Origin of the sequence: Mangrovimicrobium sediminis, assembly GCF_004745945.1 — a bacterium.
GTDB lineage: Bacteria > Pseudomonadota > Gammaproteobacteria > Pseudomonadales > Halieaceae > Mangrovimicrobium > Mangrovimicrobium sediminis.
The window spans coordinates 209,371-227,450 of record NZ_SRLE01000008.1 but is presented as its reverse complement, the minus strand read 5'-3'; the positions used below and the strand labels follow the sequence as shown (position 1 = coordinate 227,450).

At 67.0% G+C, this 18,080-nt stretch carries 16 protein-coding genes; 11 read left to right on the top strand and 5 right to left on the bottom strand.

What is annotated here, in order from left to right:
- Positions 1 to 13 precede the first annotated feature (13 nt).
- From E4634_RS12655 to galE, 3 genes are all read right to left on the bottom strand, one after another.
- Complete coding sequence (locus E4634_RS12655; RefSeq protein ID WP_167854891.1) at positions 14 to 1,858, bottom strand: sensor domain-containing diguanylate cyclase; 1,845 nt, start codon at positions 1,856 to 1,858, stop codon at positions 14 to 16.
- A 126-nt stretch (positions 1,859 to 1,984) separates the two neighbouring features.
- Positions 1,985 to 2,752 carry a YdcF family protein gene (locus tag E4634_RS12650; protein WP_240725169.1) on the bottom strand — a complete coding sequence of 256 codons (768 nt, stop codon included), beginning with the start codon at positions 2,750 to 2,752 and terminating at the stop codon, positions 1,985 to 1,987.
- Positions 2,753 to 2,764: 12 nt separating this feature from the next.
- Positions 2,765 to 3,781 carry a UDP-glucose 4-epimerase GalE gene (gene galE, locus E4634_RS12645; RefSeq protein ID WP_135444422.1) on the bottom strand — a complete coding sequence of 339 codons (1,017 nt, stop codon included), beginning with the start codon at positions 3,779 to 3,781 and terminating at the stop codon, positions 2,765 to 2,767.
- A gap of 237 nt (positions 3,782 to 4,018) precedes the next feature.
- Here galE and E4634_RS12640 point away from each other — a divergent pair, with 237 nt between their 5' ends.
- Genes E4634_RS12640 through E4634_RS12630 form a run of 3 tightly spaced genes read left to right on the top strand, consistent with a single transcriptional unit; the run spans position 4,019 to position 7,359 of the window.
- Positions 4,019 to 5,044, top strand: a complete 1,026-nt coding sequence (locus E4634_RS12640; RefSeq protein WP_135444420.1) for an undecaprenyl-phosphate alpha-N-acetylglucosaminyl 1-phosphate transferase — start codon at positions 4,019 to 4,021, stop codon at positions 5,042 to 5,044.
- Between the two features lie 13 nt (positions 5,045 to 5,057).
- Complete coding sequence (locus E4634_RS12635) at positions 5,058 to 6,329, top strand: nucleotide sugar dehydrogenase (RefSeq protein WP_135444418.1); 1,272 nt, start codon at positions 5,058 to 5,060, stop codon at positions 6,327 to 6,329.
- A gap of 22 nt (positions 6,330 to 6,351) precedes the next feature.
- A complete protein-coding gene (locus tag E4634_RS12630; RefSeq protein WP_135444416.1) occupies positions 6,352 to 7,359 on the top strand; it encodes an NAD-dependent epimerase in 1,008 nt (335 codons plus the stop codon).
- Positions 7,360 to 7,428: 69 nt separating this feature from the next.
- On the opposite strand, the gene E4634_RS12625 is transcribed toward E4634_RS12630, so the two are convergent.
- Positions 7,429 to 8,178, bottom strand: a complete 750-nt coding sequence (locus E4634_RS12625) for a tyrosine-protein phosphatase (RefSeq protein ID WP_135444413.1) — start codon at positions 8,176 to 8,178, stop codon at positions 7,429 to 7,431.
- 114 nt (positions 8,179 to 8,292) lie between these two features.
- Here E4634_RS12625 and E4634_RS12620 point away from each other — a divergent pair, with 114 nt between their 5' ends.
- Positions 8,293 to 9,348, top strand: a complete 1,056-nt coding sequence (locus tag E4634_RS12620) for a nucleotidyltransferase family protein (RefSeq protein ID WP_135444411.1) — start codon at positions 8,293 to 8,295, stop codon at positions 9,346 to 9,348.
- A 12-nt stretch (positions 9,349 to 9,360) separates the two neighbouring features.
- Here the strand turns inward: E4634_RS12620 and E4634_RS12615 are convergent, their stop codons facing one another.
- Complete coding sequence (locus E4634_RS12615) at positions 9,361 to 10,488, bottom strand: glycosyltransferase family 4 protein (protein ID WP_135444409.1); 1,128 nt, start codon at positions 10,486 to 10,488, stop codon at positions 9,361 to 9,363.
- 162 nt (positions 10,489 to 10,650) lie between these two features.
- On the opposite strand from E4634_RS12615, the gene E4634_RS12610 reads away from it, so the two are divergent.
- From E4634_RS12610 to E4634_RS12585, 7 genes are read left to right on the top strand one after another with little or no spacing between them, the layout of a single operon-like run.
- Positions 10,651 to 11,739, top strand: coding sequence for a glycosyltransferase family 4 protein (locus tag E4634_RS12610; RefSeq protein ID WP_135444407.1), 1,089 nt, complete (start codon positions 10,651 to 10,653; stop codon positions 11,737 to 11,739).
- Positions 11,736 to 12,830 carry a glycosyltransferase family 4 protein gene (locus E4634_RS12605; RefSeq protein ID WP_135444405.1) on the top strand — a complete coding sequence of 365 codons (1,095 nt, stop codon included), beginning with the start codon at positions 11,736 to 11,738 and terminating at the stop codon, positions 12,828 to 12,830. Before E4634_RS12610 ends, E4634_RS12605 begins: the two co-directional genes overlap by 4 nt.
- A complete protein-coding gene (locus tag E4634_RS12600; RefSeq protein WP_135444403.1) occupies positions 12,827 to 14,035 on the top strand; it encodes a glycosyltransferase in 1,209 nt (402 codons plus the stop codon). The genes E4634_RS12605 and E4634_RS12600 overlap by 4 nt, the downstream gene beginning before the upstream one ends.
- Positions 14,032 to 15,084: an EpsG family protein gene (locus E4634_RS12595; protein WP_135444401.1), complete on the top strand. Its 1,053-nt coding sequence runs from the start codon at positions 14,032 to 14,034 to the stop codon at positions 15,082 to 15,084. Before E4634_RS12600 ends, E4634_RS12595 begins: the two co-directional genes overlap by 4 nt.
- On the top strand, positions 15,053 to 16,252 hold the full coding sequence (locus E4634_RS21490) for a carboxylate--amine ligase (protein WP_167854890.1): 1,200 nt from the start codon (positions 15,053 to 15,055) through the stop codon (positions 16,250 to 16,252). The genes E4634_RS12595 and E4634_RS21490 overlap by 32 nt, the downstream gene beginning before the upstream one ends.
- Positions 16,249 to 17,115 (top strand): carbohydrate deacetylase, encoded by an 867-nt coding sequence (locus E4634_RS12590; protein ID WP_167854889.1) that lies wholly within the window; start codon positions 16,249 to 16,251, stop codon positions 17,113 to 17,115. Before E4634_RS21490 ends, E4634_RS12590 begins: the two co-directional genes overlap by 4 nt.
- Positions 17,112 to 18,041 carry a sulfotransferase family protein gene (locus E4634_RS12585; RefSeq protein ID WP_167854888.1) on the top strand — a complete coding sequence of 310 codons (930 nt, stop codon included), beginning with the start codon at positions 17,112 to 17,114 and terminating at the stop codon, positions 18,039 to 18,041. Before E4634_RS12590 ends, E4634_RS12585 begins: the two co-directional genes overlap by 4 nt.
- The last annotated feature ends 39 nt before the right edge of the window (positions 18,042 to 18,080 follow it).

Below are 18,080 nucleotides of genomic sequence, written 5' to 3'. Positions count from 1 at the left end.
CTGTGCCGGGAGGTCAGTTGACCAGGCTCAGGCCCTTGTACTTGCCGATCATCACCTTGTTACGGCCGTCCTTCTTGCCGTGATACAGGGCGGTGTCGGCGCGCGCGATACAGGTATCGAGGTTGTCACCGAGGCGGAATGCGGCGACGCCGAAGGTCATGGTGAGCGATAACTGCTCGCCGCGGAACTCGAATACGTTCTCCTCGACCGCGATGCGCAGCTTCTCCGCCAGCACGGCGGCGCCCTCGGCGTCGGTCTCCGGCAGCAGGAGGATGAACTCCTCACCGCCCCAGCGGCCGATCTGGTCGATGTCGCGGGTGCGCAGCTTGAGGATATCGGCGACGCGCCGCAGCACGTGGTCACCGCACTCGTGGCCGTGGCGGTCGTTGAAGCGCTTGAAGAAGTCGACATCCGTCAGCACGATGGAAAAGCCGGTACCGGTACGCTGCATGCGCGCCACCTCTTCCTCTGCCTCCTCGGTAAAGCCGCGGCGGTTGAGCACGCCGGTGAGGTGGTCGACTCGCGCCATCTGCACCAGTTGCAGGTTGACCTCGCGCAACTCGGAGGTGCGCTGTTCGACCTCCGATTCCAGCGCGCCGAACATGCGCGTGAAGCGGGTGATCATGGACATCGACATGCTGGCGAGAATGGCGATGAAGCCGAAGGGCATCAGGCGGATGGTCTCCAGGTTGGCGAGGTCGATGAGTATGTCGTTGACGCAGGTGGCCAGGAACAATGCCAGCGCCGGCAACAGGGTGCGCGCCTCGCGGTTGCCGGCGCGCACCTCACGCCACAGCATCCATGGTACGAAACCGAACATGGGCAGTGTCGCCAGTTGCCAGGACAGCAGGGTCGCAAAATGCACGGTGAGACCGGGCACCGGCAGGATCGACAGCGCAAAGACTACGAAGCTGAGCTGGTAGACGCGCAGCGCAGGGGGAAACTTCCTGTCCACCAGCGACCAGACCATCTGCAGGGCCAGTGCGGGGAACACGTAGATGGACGTGAACTCGATTTTTTTCAGCACCAGGTAGGGCCAGCCGAGCAGGAACTTCCACTGGGTGAGCATCAGGCCGTAGAGCGCGATATCCAGTGCCAGCAGGCCGAACCACAGGTACACGCGCAGGCTGCGGTTGCGCCAGTAGATCACCATGTGGTGGATGCCGAAGGTAAGGGTGACGATGAAAAACATCATCCCTGGCAGTTCCTTCAACAGCCCCTGGTAAAGCAGGCTGCGGTACTCGCCGAGCAGGAAATCGCCGGCGTGGGGGCCACCGCCCCAGGCGTTGACTGCCGTCGGCTCGCCGCCCCACACACGCAGGGCGAGCACCAGGTTGCCCTGGGCGTCCACTGCGGTGGGCGGCACGAAGTACTGGCGCTCCTGGTCAATGACCGTCTGGCCCAGCGGCGGCATGCCGCCGACACCGCCCAACAGCTGGCCGCCCGCGTAGAACTCGTAGGCGCTGATCACCTTGCCGATTCTCACCGCGAGCTGGAAGTCCGAGGCCGCGACCAGTTCGACGGGTACATTGACCGTCAGCCGGTACCAGCCGATCTGCCCGCTCTCCGGGAAACCGCCGCGCGGCCAGCGGCCGGGCACCGCGCGGGTCGACCAGTCGCTGTCGTCAAATCCCGGGGTCGCCCAGGCGGGTTCGTCGCCGGCGCGAAAGCGCCACTGCCCGCGCAGGTCCAGCCCCTCCTGCAGGGTCAGGGCGCCGGCGGTGGGTATGCCGCTGGCACCGGCACTGACGGCGACCTCCGGGCTCGCTGTATCGGCGTCGCTGCGCGCGGCCAGCAACAGCGAAAGACCGGCGAGCAGGACGAGCAGCAGCCCGACCCACGCCAGTTGTCTTGTCACTGAGAGCACCGTCATCGCGGCATTCACGCCTCCCTTTTTCCAGCGGCCATTATATTGGGGAGGCAAGCACCCGGCCGGGCGCTTCAGTCAGAAAATTGAATCAAGTCACAGATTACTTTTCAAAAATCAGAACCATGAACGCAGGCTGTAGTACGTCGTCCCCACGTACTCGCGCAAACCCTGGGTAGTGCGTTGCAGGTCGTCCACGGTGGGCAGCAGGCGCGGCACTACCGGCGGGTCGGCGAGGCGCTGGAAATCGGTGGGCGCGGGGATCACCTCGAAGCCCTCGCGGCGGAACAGGGGCACCGCGCGCGGCATGTGAAAGGCGGAGGTCACCAGCAGCACGGTGCGCACCTGGCGGCTCTGGAGCAGGATGGCGGAGTACACCGCATTCTCGTGGGTATCGCGACTGGCACGCTCCAGCAGCAGGGCGTCCGCGGGCACCCCCATCAGGGTCATGAACTCCGCCATCTGTTCCGCCTCCGGCCGCCCGCCGGTACCGGAACCGCCGGAGAGCAGCACCAGCGGTGCCTTGCCCGCCTGGTACAGGGCGGCGGCATGGGTCAGCCGGTCGGCCTGCTGGTTGAGGTCGGCCATGCTGCCGAGGTGACCGTCGCCGCGGGTGGCGCCGCCAAGCACCACGATCGCGTCCGCCTCCGGCAGCGCGCTGAGGGCACGCGGTGGGTACCTGTCTTCGAGCGAACCCATCACCAGGTCGGCAAACCAGGCCGTCGAGCACAGGTACAGCCAGGCGACGCCCAGCGCACAGCAGGTAAAGGCCAGCCGCCGCCAGCGCCAGGCCAGCAGCGCGACCAGCAGCAGCAACAACGCCTGGTTGAGGGGGTAGGCGAGCAGCGAGAGCAGCTTGGTGGTGGCGTAGCTCAGGTCGGACACTGCGCGGCCTGCTCAGGCGTAGCCCTGGGGGTTGGCCTGCTGCCAGCGCCAGCTGTCGGCGCACATGTCCTCGAGGCTGCGCGCGGCCTGCCAGCCGAGCAGTTCCTGTGCCAGCGCGGGGTCGGCCCAGCACTCGGCGATGTCCCCGGCGCGCCGGTCCACGATGTCGTAGGGCACCGGGCGACCGCTGGCGGCCTCGAAGGCGCTCAGCAGTTGCAGCACCGAGGCACCCCTGCCGGTGCCCAGGTTGACGGTGAGCAGGCCGCTTTCCCGCTCCAGGTAGCGCAGGGCGGCGACATGCCCCTCGGCGAGGTCCATCACATGGATGTAGTCGCGCACCCCGGTGCCATCGACGGTGGGATAGTCGCCGCCGAACACGGCGAGTTTCTCACGGCGCCCCACCGCCACCTGGGCGATGAAGGGCATCAGGTTGTTGGGCATCCCCCGCGGGTCCTCGCCGATGCGCCCGCTGGGGTGCGCGCCGACCGGGTTGAAGTAGCGCAGGCGGGCAATGCTCCAATCGGGCTGGGCGACCTGCCAGTCGGCCAGGATCTGCTCCACCATCAGCTTGGAGCGGCCGTAGGGATTGGTGGCACCGGTGGGGAAGTCCTCGCGGATTGGCACGCTGGGCGGATCGCCGTAGACGGTGGCCGAGGACGAGAAAATAAAGCGGGTCACGGCGGCGCGCTGCATGGCCTCGAGCAAGGTCAGCGTACCGTGTACGTTGACCTGGTAGTAGGCCAGCGGCTGCTCCACCGATTCGCCGACCGCCTTGAGCCCGGCGAAATGCATGACGGCACTCACCGGGTAGCGGGCGAACAGCCCGTCCAGGCAGGCCGCGTCGCGGATGTCGCCAGCCAGCCTTTCCACGCTCTGGCCGGTGATCTCCCCGACCCGGTCGAGCGCCTGTGCGCTGCTGTTGCGGAGACTGTCCAGCACGACCACGCGGTAACCCGCCTCGAGCAGGGCGACACAGGCGTGACTGCCGATATAACCGGCGCCGCCGGTGACCAGGATGTACGACTCCATGCGATGATCCATCAGGGGTGGGCAGCGGATTGTAACCCGCCCCCGGCGACCCGCCCAAGCGGCGGCCGGCAGGCCCTCCCGCAGCACCGGAGAAGCGGGTAAACTGTGCATCGCTGGCGGCAAACCTCGCCGGCACGGTTCGCAGGGAAGCTCAACAGCCGGGAAACGCGACTCTAACAATAACCCCCCCGGGGGAAGTTTGACTGCGAGACTGATACTGCGGGACTAATACTGCTCATGCACCTGTTCGCCATCACAGCACTGTCGCTGCTGTTCGCCCTGGTCTGTGTCCACGGCGGCGCGCGGGTCGGCCTGGTCGACCACCCCGATGCGCGCAAACAGCACCAGGGCAGCGTACCGCTGACCGGCGGCGCGGCGATCTTCCTCACCCTGCTCACCGGCACCGCAGTGCTCGGCATCGAGCCGTTCACCGCGCAGATGCTGGTCATCGCTGGCGCCGTGTTCCTGGTCGGCCTGTTCGACGACCTGCGCCACATCGACCCCTGGCTGCGCCTGGGCATCCAGTACGCGGCGGGCATCGCCCTGGCCACTTATGGCGGCATCGCCATCCACAACGTGGGCGACCTGCTGGCAGTGGGGGCGATCCCGCTGGCCCTGCTCACCGTGCCGCTCACCGCGCTGGCCGTGGCCGGGCTGTCCAACGCCTACAACATGATCGACGGCATCGACGGACTGGCGGCCTCCCTGCTCGCCCTGCCCCTGCTGGTGCTGCTGGCCCTTGCGCTGAAGGCCGGCCACCCGATGGCGCCGGCCGTGGCCCTGATGCTGCTGCCGATCGGCGTCTTCCTGCTCTTCAACCTCGGTCCCAACACCCGCTGGTGGCCGAAGATGTTCCTCGGCGATGCCGGCAGCATCACCCTCGGCTTCCTGGTCACTGCCGCGCTGGTGTATTTCTCCCAGGGCGGCAACGCGCTGATCCGACCGGTCACCGCCCTGTGGCTGGTCAGCGTGCCGCTGATGGACATGCTCGCCACCATGGGCCGCCGGCTGCGCCTGCGCCGGCCGCTGATGGAGGCCGACCGCAGCCACCTGCACCACGCCCTGATGGACCGCGGGCTGTCCGCGCGCCAGGCGCTGCTGTGCATGGCGCTGTACGCCGCCCTCGCCGCCGGCCTCGGGCTGGCACTCGAGCAAATTCCCGAATACTTCAGTATGGCCTTGTATTTCCTGCTGTTTTTCGGGCACTGTGGGTTTGTATTGAGGGCCGACAACCGCGCCCCCGAAGCGCATCTCACGACCTGAAGGAACGCTTACCGTGACGCAAGACCCCGTGATCGCCGTCGTCGGCCTGGGTTATGTCGGCCTGCCCCTGGCGGTGGCCTTCGGCCAGCGCTACCGCACGCTGGGGTTTGACGTGGACGCCGCGCGCATCGAGGAACTGCGCGCCGGCAACGACCGCACCCGCGAGGTCGAGGCGCCGGCGCTGGCCGCGGCCACGCAACTGGCGTTCACCGCGGACATCACCGAGATCACGGCCGCCAACGTCTACGTGGTCACCGTGCCCACCCCCATCGACGCCCACAACCAGCCGGACCTGCGCCCGCTGGCCGCCGCCAGCACCGCGGTGGGCAAACTGCTGGCCGAGGGCGATGTGGTCATTTTCGAATCCACTGTCTACCCCGGCGCCACCGAGGAGTTCTGCGTACCCATCCTCGAGCGCGAGTCGGGGCTGGTCTACAACCAGGGTTTTTTCGTCGGCTACAGTCCGGAGCGCATCAATCCCGGTGACAAGACCCACCGCCTGAATACCATCACCAAGGTCACCGCCGGCTCCGATCCCGCCACCGCGGATTTCGTCGACGGCCTGTACGCGTCGATTGTCGAGGCCGGTACCCACCGCGCGCAGAGCATCCGCGTGGCCGAGGCGGCCAAGGTGATCGAGAACACCCAGCGCGACGTCAACATCGCGCTGATGAACGAGCTGGCGATGATCTTCAATCGGCTGGGCATCGAGACCTCCCACGTGCTGGAAGCCGCCGGCACCAAGTGGAATTTCCTTCCCTTCCGGCCCGGCCTGGTGGGCGGTCACTGCATCGGCGTGGACCCGTACTACCTGACCCACCGCGCCCAGGCCGCCGGTTACCACCCGGAGATGGTGCTCGCCGGGCGGCGCATCAACGACCAGATGGGCGAATACGTCGCCGCGCAGTTCATCAAGGCGCTGCTCAAGCGGCAGATCCAGGTCAAGGGTGCGCGGGTACTGGTGATGGGTCTATCCTTCAAGGAGAACTGCCCGGACCTGCGCAATACCCGGGTCACCGACATCCTGCGCGAACTCGGCGAGTACGGCGTGCAACTGGATGTGGTCGACCCCTGGGTGGATGCACAACAGGCGCGCGAGCTGTACGGCATCGACCTGCTGGCAACCCCCGCGGAGGGCGCCTACGACGGCATTATCCTGGCCGTGGCGCACCGCGAGTTCGCCGCCATGGGCCCCGGGGGCATCCATCGCCTGGGCAAGCCGGAACATGTTCTGTACGACCTGAAGCAGGTACTGCCGGTAGACGCCAGCGACCTGCGGCTGTAACCCCGACCCGCGAGCGACAAACATGCACATACTGGTCACCGGCGCCGCCGGTTTTATCGGATTCCACGTCAGCCAGCTGTTGCTTGCGCGCGGCGACACGGTAGTCGGCCTGGACAACCTCAACGACTACTACGAGGTGAGCCTGAAGGAAGCGCGCCTGGCGACGCTGCAGGCCATCCCCGGCTTTCGCTTCCTGCGCGCGAACCTCGAGGACCGCCCGGCACTTGAGGCGCTGTTTGCCGAGCAGCGCTTCGACGGCGTCATCAACCTCGCCGCCCAGGCCGGCGTGCGCTACTCGCTGGAGAACCCGCACGCCTACATCGACAGCAATATCGTCGGCTTCATGAACATCCTCGAGTGCTGCCGCCACCACGACACCGGCCACCTGGTCTACGCCAGCAGCAGTTCGGTGTACGGCATGAACACGAAAATGCCGTTCTCGGTGCACGACGACGTGGACCACCCGGTGTCCCTGTACGCGGCGAGCAAGAAAGCCAACGAGTTGATGGCCCACACCTATTCGCACCTGTACGGGCTGCCCACCACCGGCCTGCGCTTTTTCACCGTGTACGGGCCCTGGGGCCGACCGGACATGGCCCTGTTCCTGTTCACCCGGGCGATCCTCGCCGACGAGCCGATCAAGGTGTTCAACGAGGGCCGCATGCAGCGCGATTTCACCTACATCGACGATATCGCCGAAGGCGTGGTGCGCGTGCTCGACCAGCCCGCGGCGCCCAACCCGGACTTCGACAGCGCCGTGCCCGACCCGGGCAGCAGCAGCGCGCCCTACCGCATCTACAACATCGGCAACAACCAGCCGGTGCTGCTGCTGGACTACATCGCCGCAATCGAACAGGCGCTGGGCATGCAGGCGGAGAAGCAACTGCTGCCGATGCAGCCCGGCGACGTCCCCGCCACCTACGCGGACATCGACGCGCTGGAGGCGGCGGTGGGTTACCGCCCGGCTACCCCGGTGGATGTCGGCGTGGCGAAATTCATCGACTGGTATCGCGATTACTACCAGGTGTGACCCGGCGGTGCAGGGCGGGCCACATCAGCCCGCGATACCGCTGAACAGAGGTGATCAGCCGACCGGCGGCTAGCGCGCGAAAGCCGGCGCCGCCGCCACCTGCTCAGGCGGCAGGTCGTCGATCACCGCCTGCGGGCGCTCCAGCACCAGGCGCGATGCCTCCTCCTCCCCGACCAACTGCGCGGCTGCCTCGCGCCCTTCCGTCAGCAGCGGTGCGCGCCGCCCGGTGTTGTGGGCGTCAGTGGCCAGCAGGTGCACTACTCCGTCTTCCAGCAGGCGCCGAGCCGCCGCCTGCGGACCCTCGCCGAAACGGCCGGTGAGCGAGCCGGCGGTGAGTTGCACCCAGGCGCCGAGCCGCGCCGACTCCAGGATCAGTTCGTAGTGGCTGTCGATGTAGCGCAGCCGCTCCGGGTGGGTAATCACCGGCACGTAGCCGGCGCCCAGCAGGTGCCGCACCAGCGCCGGCAGGCCGGGCAATGGCACCTGGTGCGAGGGCTCACAGAGGAAATAGCGGCTGCCGTGCAGGGTGGGGATGCGCCCGGCGCGCAGGCCGGGCAGCAGCTCCGGGGTGATGTGGGCATCTGCGCCGGTGGTCAGCTCCAGCGCGATATCCGCTTCGCGCAGGCGCTCGCGAAAGTCCGCGCAGGCACTGGCGATACCCGCGGCGTCGTTGTCGAAACGGCCCGGGTGGATGTGCGGGGTACAGGCGAGCAGGCGGATGCCGTCGGCCGCCGCGAGGCGTGCCATGGAAAGCGCGGTCTCGGTATCGGGGGCGCCGTCGTCGATACCCGGCAGGATGTGGCAGTGGAGGTCGATCACGCTAGTGGTTCAAATTCGTCTTTCAAGTTCGCCGCGTACGTTGGAACTGCAGGCCCGGACGCCCCCACTATACCCGCGGGTGCCGGCGCGAGACAGCGTGCTATATTGCCGCCGATGACTACCTGGGAGACTTTTCGCCTGCTCTGCCGCTGTCTCGGCGGCGGGGACGACGCCGCGCTGGAGGCCGCCTGCAGCGTTGACGCGTTGCCGCAACTGACCGAGCTGGCCGGCTCGCGCGACCTGCTCCCCGCCCTCGCCGTCCGCCTCGGCTCAAGGCTTTCCAGCGGCGACCCGGCCAGTGTGACCGCACTGCAAAGCGCGCTGCAGGACAACACCCGCCGCCAGCTCCACCTGCAGGCCCAGGCGCTCAAGGCCGCACGGGCGATGAACGCCGCAGGCGTCGAACCGGTCCTGCTCAAGGGCACCGCGCTGATGTTCGTGCAGCCCGCGCCGCCCCCGGGCCTGCGCAAGCAGGTGGACATCGACCTGCTGCTGGAGCCGGCTGCGCTGTGGCCCTCGGCGCAGGCACTGCTGGCGCAGGGCTACCAGTTTTGCGACTACCACCGCAAAACCCCGGAACTGTTCACCGACCTGGATCGGGCGCGGCAACTTTCCGCCCATCACCATCACCTGCCGCCCATGCTGCGCGCGGGGCAGCACGCCACACTGGAACTGCACAGCCATCCGCTGCCGCGCCGCTACCAGCGACAGCTGCCGCTGGCTGCCTTCCTGGAAAATACACAACGGCTGGAACAGCACGGTGCGGCCTTCCATCTGCCAGCCGCAGCGCGCCAACGCCAGGCCCTGGTCTACGCCGCCTACCTGCACGATGGCTATGCGGCGCGCCGGGACTTCCCGATCCGGGCAGGCATGGACTACAAGGCGCTACTGGAAGCGGAACAGGCCGGGGGCGGCATCACCAACTTCAGCGTGGATAAAACGCTGTGCCAGTTCGAACAACTGGTGGATGAACTGCTGGGGCTGGGACCTGCGTTGCGCAGTTGTCCCAGCAGCGATGCCGGCCCGGACCTCGCCGCGCTGCGCCGGCGCCTGGCATCACCATCCCTGGCGCGGGCACTGGATATGCAGGCACGCTGGCGGCACCTCGGCGCGGCCCTGCTGTTCAACGCCGGCAAGCTGCCGCGCTACCTGCGCGGGCAGCTGCGCTGAGCGCGACGCCGGTCAACCGCACGCGCAGGCGGTGTCGATGGCGCGCAGCGCCGCCTCCACCACCAGGCGCTCGTCGTACTGCGAACTGACCCGCTCGCGACCGCGCTCCCCCAGCGCCCGGCGTTCGCTGGCGTCCATCGCCAGCATGCGGCGCATGGCGTCGGCGAGCGATGCCGCGCTGCGCACTTCGCAAAGCAGGCCATTGAAGTCGTGGGTGACGATATTGCGACAGCCGGGCACGTCGGTGGCGATCACCGGCAGGGCCATGGCACCGGCCTCCAGCAGGCTGCGCGGCATGCCTTCGCGGTAGGAGGGCAACACCACGCAATCCGCCTTGGCATACACGGCGGGCATATCGTCAGAGGGGCCCAGCCACTCGATGGCCGGGTGTTGCGACCACGCCTGCAGCTGCGCCTCCCCGATCGCCGAGACATTCTCGACACCGGCAAAGCCGCACAACTGCAGGCGCAGGGCCAGGCCCTCATCGTGCAGGGTGTGGACCGCTGCGACCAGTTCGTGCAGGCCCTTGTCCGCCAGCATGCGACCGGCGTAGAGAAACACGAACGGCGCTTCCGCGGGCCGCGCCGATGGCACGGGGCTAAAACGCTGCAGGTCCACCCCGGAACCGGGCAGCAGTTCCAGTTTCTCCGGCGCCACCAGTCGCGCCTCGCGCAACTGCGCTGCGTCCTCCTCGTTCTGGCAGAACACGCGCAAGGCGAAGGGCTGGCTGCTGCGATACAGGAGGCGCACCACAGCGCCGAGCACGCCGCGGCGGATGAACGCCGTGCCCAGCCCGGAGACGTTGTTGATGGCGGGAACCCCGGTGGCGCGCGCGGCCCAGGTGCCGTAGACGTTGTTCTTGATGGTGAAATGCAGCGCGGCGTCGGGACGCAGCTCGCAGTAGGCGCCCAGGAATTGCGCCACCAGGCCGAGGTCGCGCAGCGGGTTGCTGCCCTGGTTGTCCATACGCAACTCGCGCCATTCGCAGCCGAGATCGTCGACCAGGCGCTGCGAGTAATCATCCCGCGGCGACAGGCAGACCACCCGGTCACCGCGCTCGCGCAGGGCGCGGATGGTCGAGGCGCGAAAGTTGAGCAAATACCACGAGGTATTCGCGGACAGGGAGACCGTCAGCCCCATGCCGCGCCCGCTGAAACTGTGTCTGCAGGCCCGAATCTGCTATCGTTGACGGCATAAGACCGGGGGCCGTGGGACAGGCAACGCGGTGCCTGTCCGGGATGCCCCGGGCCTGGCGCAGCTCGCGCACCGGCGCACAACCAGCAGTGGCCGCCAGCATCACGCATGAACATCATGATCATTGCCAATCATCTCCAGCAGGGGATCGGGGGCATCGAAATCCAGTGCGACCTGATCGCCCGCCACTTCGCCCGCTTCGGCCACAGCGTCACCTATCTCGCCACCGCCGCGATCGACCAGGCACAGACAACCGAGTACCAGTTGCAGTACTGCGACCTGCGCGATGCGACGGCACTGCGTGACTGCCTGCGCGAGCAACAGCCGGATATCATCTATTTCCGCCACAACAAAAACAAGTTGCACCGGGTCGCCCGGATTGCGCACGACGCGGGAATTCCACTGGTCTACGCGGTCTCCAGCCTGCAGGATGTCACGCCCTGGGCCTACCACCACAGCGATGCCGCACTCACGCCGCGCCGCATCGCCTCCATCGCCTGGCAGCGCGTGAAAAGCCGCTGGAACTGGCGCGGCCTGCGCCTGGTCAGCGGCGCCGTGTCGCTCAACCCCGATTACACGCAGCGCCTGCCGGTGGCCAACCGCGTCACCATCCGCGATGCCATGGCCAGCGACTGTGAACCCTTCGACTGGCCCCGCCCCTGCGTGCTGTGGGTGGCGCAATTAAAGGACTACAAGCAGCCCGAGGCCTATGTGGAACTGGCCCGGCGCTGCACCGACCTGGACCTGGATTTCCTGATGATCGGCGGCATCGCCCGCGAGCGCTATCGCTGGATCGCGCGGGGTGAGGGCACGCCGCCCAACCTGCACTACCTGGGCGAGCGCAGCCCCGCGCTCGTCAACGGCGCGCTGCGCGCGAGCCTGGCGCTGGTGCACACCTGCCTGCCCGAGGGCTTCGGCAACAACTTTATCCAGGCCTGGCTGCAGGGCCGCCCCACCCTGTCGCTGCAGTTTGATCCCGCGGGCATTATCGAAGGCGAGGGCCTGGGCCGTGTGCCCGGCGATCTCGACGGCCTGGAGCGCGCACTGCGCGAGCTCCTGGCACAACCCGAGGACCGCGCGGCGATGGGGGAGCGCGCACTGGCCTACGCGCGTGAACACTTCGACCCGGTGACCAACACGCGGCGGCTGGAGGCGTTTCTCGAGCGCACCCGGCTCGCCCACGGTGCGGCTCAGTGAAGGTCCTGTTCCTGCCCAAGTATCCCGAGGAGGGCGCCAGCAGCCGCTACCGCGTATACCAGTACCTGCCCTACCTCGCCGCAGCCGGCATCGACTACCGCGTGGTGCCGTTCATGTCGCCGGCCCTGTACCGCCTGTCGCAGCAGCCTGGCCACACCCTGCGCAAGAGCGCTCTGTACCTGCTGGCCAGCCTGCGCCGGCTGGCGCTGTTGTTCGACTGGCGCCATGTCGACCTCGTCTATATGCAGCGCGAGTGCCTGCCGCTGGGGCCGCTGCTGCTCGAGCGCTGGTTCCGCCTGCGCGGCCGGCGGCTGGTGTTCGACTACGACGACGCGCTGTTCATCCACAAGGCGAACAGCCACAGCCGGCTGTTCTCGCGCCTGAAAAACCCGGCGCGCATCCCGCGCATCATGGCCCTGTGCGACCTCGTCGTCGCCGGCAACGACTGGCTGCGCGAACGCGCGGCGCAGTACTGCCCGCGGGCGGTGACCTTCCATGTGGCCGAGGACCTGCAGCGCTATACGCCAAAGCCTCCCGACCAGCCTGGGGAAGACGTGACCATCGGCTGGCTGGGCTCGCCCTCCACGGAAAAATACCTCGAACTTCTGCGCCCGGTGCTGGTGGCGCTGGCCGAACGCCACCCCGGCCTGCGCCTGAAAATTGTCGGCGGCGGCCGCTTCACCGAACCCCGGATCGAGGTGGAGCACGTGGCCTGGTCGCTGGACACGGAAGTGGCCGAACTGCACAGCTTCGACATCGGTGTGATGCCGCTGCCGATGGAAGAGTGGTCCCAGGGCAAGTCCGGCGGCAAGGCGCGCACTTACATGGCGGCGGGCCTGCCCTGCGTATGTACCGATATCGGTTACAACCGGGAACTGCTCGAGGATGGGCAGACCGGCTTCCTGGCCCGCGACGAACAGGACTGGCTGAACAAGCTGGAGGCGCTGATAGGCGACCGCGCACTGCGCGAACGTATCGGCGGCGCCGCACGCAGGGACGTCGAGGCCCGCTTCGACCTGCAAAAGCAGGGGCCCGCATTCGCCCGCCTGCTGTTGTCCGCGGCGGACCCGGGCGCAGGGGTTAATTCGTGAGCGCCACGTGTATCGTCTACGTCAGCTACAACGGCATCGACGAGCCGCTGGTGGCCTCGCAGGTGCTGGCCTACCTTCGCGAGCTGGGCAACCAGGGGTACCGCTTCAGGCTGCTCACCTTCGAGCGCCGCGCCTGGACGCCGGGGCAGGTCGCCGAACGTCGGGCGCAGTTGCCCGAGAACATTGAATGGACACCGCTGACCAGCGGCCTGCGCCCGCGCGCCCTGCGCGACCTGTCGCTGTTCGTGCAGTGCATCACGGGCATCCGCCGCGCGCTGGACGACGGTGCACAGATCGTGCACGCACGCAGTTTCGTGCCGGCCCTCGCCGCGAGGCTGCTCAAGGCGCGCCGGCCGCTACGCCTGTTGTTCGATATCCGCGGATTCTGGATCGATGAAAAGGCCTACAAAAGGACCCTTCGCGAAGACGGACCTGCCCATCGGCTGGGCAATGCCCTTGAGGGATGGGCCTACCGCGGCAGCGACCATATCGTCTGCCTGAGTGAAGCCGCGCGCCGCGAAATTACGGCGCTACCAATGTTTGCCAACGATGCTCCCCCACCCATGACCACCATCCCGACCTGCGTGGACCTGGCGCATTTCTCACCGTCGCGCGCCATGCCTGACTCGCACGCCCCGCTCACGGTCGGCTACCTCGGTTCGTTCGGGGACACCTATCTGCCGCACCAGATTTTTCGCTTTTTCTCTCTTCTCAGAGACCACTTTCACGATGCACGGCTGCATATCCTGAGCCGGGCCAATCCAGCCGATGTCGCCCGTATCGCGCAGGCGGAAAATGTTCCGGACTCGCAGTACACGCTGCAGGCGCTGCCGTTCGAACAGGTTGCGAAGGAGGTCTGCAGATTCGACCTGGGAATATCCTTCGTCCGACCCGGGCGGGCGATGAAGGCAAGCTGCCCCACCAAACTGGGCGAGTATCTCGCCTGCGGCGTCCCGGTGGTGGCCAATCGCGGTATAGGCGACATCGAGACCTGGCTGGCAGATGGATGCACCGGCTGCCTGCTGGATGATTTCTCCGAAGGCGCCATGGTCCGTGCCATCACCGCGATGGAGACCCTGGTTCGCTCGGAGCAGACCAGGCGCGATTGCCGGCAGACAGCGGTCGGCCTGTTTGCCCTTGCCGACGGCGCGACCCGCTACGCGGGTATCTATCACCAACTCCTGGGGACGGAGCCGCCCCGATGATCGTCTACCTGGGCATCTACCTCGCGCTGGTGTTTCTCGCCGGCGCCGTCACCAGCGCCCGCGGTCAGCAGTGGGTCCTGGCGCTTTGCGTTATCGGCCTCGCCGTGTTCGTCGGCACACGCTTCGACACCGGCTGCGACTTCGACGGCTACCTCTACCGTTTCCGCTACATGTTCCTGGACACCAGCCAGTCGTTGCTGGACCGGCCAGAACCGGGCTACTACCTGCTGACCTGGCTGATCAAGGTCGCCGGCCTGAGTTACCTGTGGGTGAACGTCGCCGCTGCGGCAGTGTTCTTCGGCCTGCTGTGGCACTTCGTCCGCCGCCACCCCAACGCCCTGCTGATGCTGGCGCTGATGTTCCCGGTGCTGGTCATCCAGCTGGCCATGTCCGGCGTACGCCAGGCCGTGGCGGTGGCGTTTCTCACCGCGGCGCTCACGGCGTTTACCCGCAACCAGCGCAGCGTGGTAGTGCTGTGCATACTCGCCGCCGGCAGCTTTCACAGCTCGGCACTGGTGTTCCTGCCGCTGGCCCTGATGGTCGGCCGGGACTACTCCACCGGCCGCGTGCTGGGTGCGTTGCTACTGCTCACGCCAGTGGCCTACGTCCTGATGCAGGAACGCCTGCAGATCTACCACCAGCGCTACATCATGGCCGGTGACGACATGTATTCCAGCGGCGCCATCTACCGGGTCGCGTTGATCGTTGGCAGCGCCGCGGTGTTCGAGTTGTACCGGCGGCGTTTCGCGCAGGCGTTTCCGGCGCAATTCACCCTGCTGCACGTGTTCTCACTGGCGTCCTTCTTCCTGGTACCGGCGTATCTCGTCAACACGGTCATGGCGCACCGGCTCGCCTACTACCTGATTCCGGCACAGGCGTTCGTGCTCGCCGCGCTGCCCGGCCTTGCGGGGCCGCTGAACGGCCGCGACAGCCGCCTGCTGTTTTTTGCCATCACCGGTGTTTACCTCGCCTATATGCTTGTATGGTTTGGCTTTTCCCGGCACGCACAGAGCTGCTATGTCCCCTACCAGAGCTTTCTCTTCCACTGAGCGCGCGCCGCTGGCGGTGGTGCTCGGGCTCTCCCCGACCGGCCTGTACGCGGCGCGGGAGCTGGCGGCGGCGGGCGCGCAGGTTCTCGGCGTGGATCGCGAAGTGCAGTGCGGGCAGTACTCCCGCGCCCTGGGCGGCGGTGTCTGGCGGGCAGCGGGCGACGCAGACCTGGCCCGCCGGCTGCAGGCGCTGGCCGTGGAGTCGGATACCAGGCCGTACCTGCTGCCCAGCAACGATCACTACATCGAGTTCCTGCTCGACCACTACCCGGCACTCGCCGAGCACTGCGACCTCTCGGCCGGCTATGCCGGCGCCGCGCGCCGCTTTCTGGACAAACAGCAGTTCAGCACACTGTGCCGCGACGCCGGCATGCCCACGCCGGGCACCTGGTCGGCGGCGGATCGCAACAATTTACTGGACCTGGCGAACACGCCGACCTACCCCTGCATCCTCAAGCCGACGCTTATTCACCGCGCGAAATCGGCGATGCGCGGGCGCAAGGTGATCGTGCTGGAGAGCGCGCAGGCGCTGGCCGCACTGGCGCGGCAACTGCCCGAGGACTGCGGCGGCTGGCTGCTGCAGGAGATCGTGCCGGGTGCGGAATCTGAAATTGCACTGGTGGCGGGCTACGCAGGCAACGAACCGCTGGAATTCACCGCCCGCAAACTGCGCCAGTACCCGCCGGGTTTCGGCTCCGCCGCCACGGCGATCAGCGCACCGCTGCCGGAGCTGGCACAGCTCACGCGCGAGTTCGTGCAAGCCACTGGCTACAGGGGCATGTATGGCGCTGAATACAAACTCGACCCGCGCGACGGTCAGTACAAGCTTATCGAGATCAACCCGCGCCCGACATTGTGGTTCCAGCTCAGCAACAGTGCCGGCGTGTACCTCGCCAGCCACGCCTTGGCGCAGGACACCCAGGGCGGTGAACCCGCGTACAACCGGCAAATGGATGACGTCGTATGGCGTTACTGGCTGAAGGATACGTTCTCCGCCGGCTATTACCGCTGGCGCGGCGATCGCGGCGTGTTCCCCGCCCCGGACCTGAGTGCGGCGCGCCAGCCCTGGGCGCGCTGCTGGGCGGTCTACCAGCGCGACGACCCGGCGCCCGCCCTGCTGGAATGGACCATCTACCTGCGCAAGGCGCTGGGGCGCCTGTTGCGATGAAGCTGTTGATCGTCAACGCGGACGACTTTGGTCTCAATACTTCCGTGAACGAGGCCATCGCCGAGTGCCATCGCGCCGGCAACCTGACCAGTACCACCCTGATGGTCAACGCCCCGGCCACCGCGGAGGCGGTGGACATGGCCAGGGCGATGCCGGAACTCGGCGTGGGGCTGCACTTCAACCTGACCCAGGGCATGCCGCTCACCGCTGGCCTGGCGCACTGCGGTCTCGCCGATGCCAGACGGGGGAGCCACGACCGGCGCAGGGTGATTCTCGGCGCACTGGCCAAGCCCGCCGCACGCGCGGCCATCCGCGAGGAACTGCGCGCCCAGTACCAGCGCATGCTGGACCTCGGGCTGGAACCCACGCACATCGACTCGCACCAGCACGTACACGGCGCGCCGCCGATCTTCGCTGCCATGGCCGAGCTATGCCTGGAGCTGGACCTGCCGATGCGGGTACCGTGGGCGGATGCCAGGAGCGGCGAGCGCAGCCTGGCGCGGCGCCTGCGACGCACGGCGCTGCGCCTGTTGCTGGATAGCGCGGTGCGCCCCTGGGCGGATCGCCTGCGCTGCAATACCGCGCTGGCCAGCGTGTTCGACCTCAGCGAGTTGCCGCCGGCATTGTCCGACACCGACTACGCCCGCCTGCTGGCGGACCGCCCGGACGGCGTCCTGGAACTCATGGTGCATCCCGCGCGCTCGGAGCAGGCAATGCAGGGTGCAACGCGTATCGGCGCGGTGAGCGAGGCGGAATGGCGTTACCTGCGCAACGCAAACCTGCCTGCACTGGCAGCAACACACGGCTACACCCTGGGCAACTACGCACATATCCAGCTGCGCGCAGCAGCGGGGGCAGGATGAAAGCGCCCAACACGTTTCTCATCGGCGCACCCAAGTGCGGGACCACCGCGCTCAGCGAATACCTCGGCACCCACCCCAGGGTGTTCATGTGCCAGCCCAAGGAGCCGCACTTCTTCGGCACCGACATGCGTGCCTACGGTTGCTGCGCGGATGCCGGCGCATATGGTGCCCTGTTCGATGCCGCGGATGCGCAGCACGAGGTGGTCATGGAAGCCTCGGTGCTCTACCTGTATTCCGACGACGCCGTCCCCAACATTCTCGCCGCCTGCCCCGCGGCGCGTTTTATCGTCATGCTGCGCCACCCCGTCGACTACCTGCACGCCTTCCACAGCCAGTTGCTGCTCAATGCCGACGAGTGGATCGAGGACTTCGACAGCGCCTGGCGCGCGAGCCGGGACGGGACTCGCGATGCCGAACAGGTGCGCACAAACTGCCGCATTCCCAAACTGCTCGACTATCCCGCAGTGGGCCGCCTCGGCGAGCAGGTGCAGCGCCTGCTGGGGCAGGTCGACAGGGAGCGTGTTCATTTCATTTTCTTCGAGGATTTCAGTGCGGATACCGCGGGTGAGTATCGTCGCGTGCTCGATTTTCTCGGCCTGGAGAACGATGGCCGCGAAAATTTCGATGTCATCCATTCAAACAAGGTGAACAGGATCGTCTGGCTTGGCAAATGGAGAAAGCGTCAGCAAGGCCCCCTCATAAGGGCGTGGATAAAGTTTAAGCTCGCTGTAGGTCTTCGGCACCTGAGCCTGACCGGCTGGTTGCACAGACTAAACAGAAAGCCGCAGATGCGAAATCAAATCGACACCGAACTTCGGGACGACCTGCTCCAATTTTTCCACGACGATATTCATGCGCTGCAAGCTGCCACTGGCAGGGATCTTCGACATTGGCTGAAGACCGCCCCGACCACCAGATCCGATTAATGGAATAGGCCGGCTATTGGACCTTCAAGTTCCGCCGAA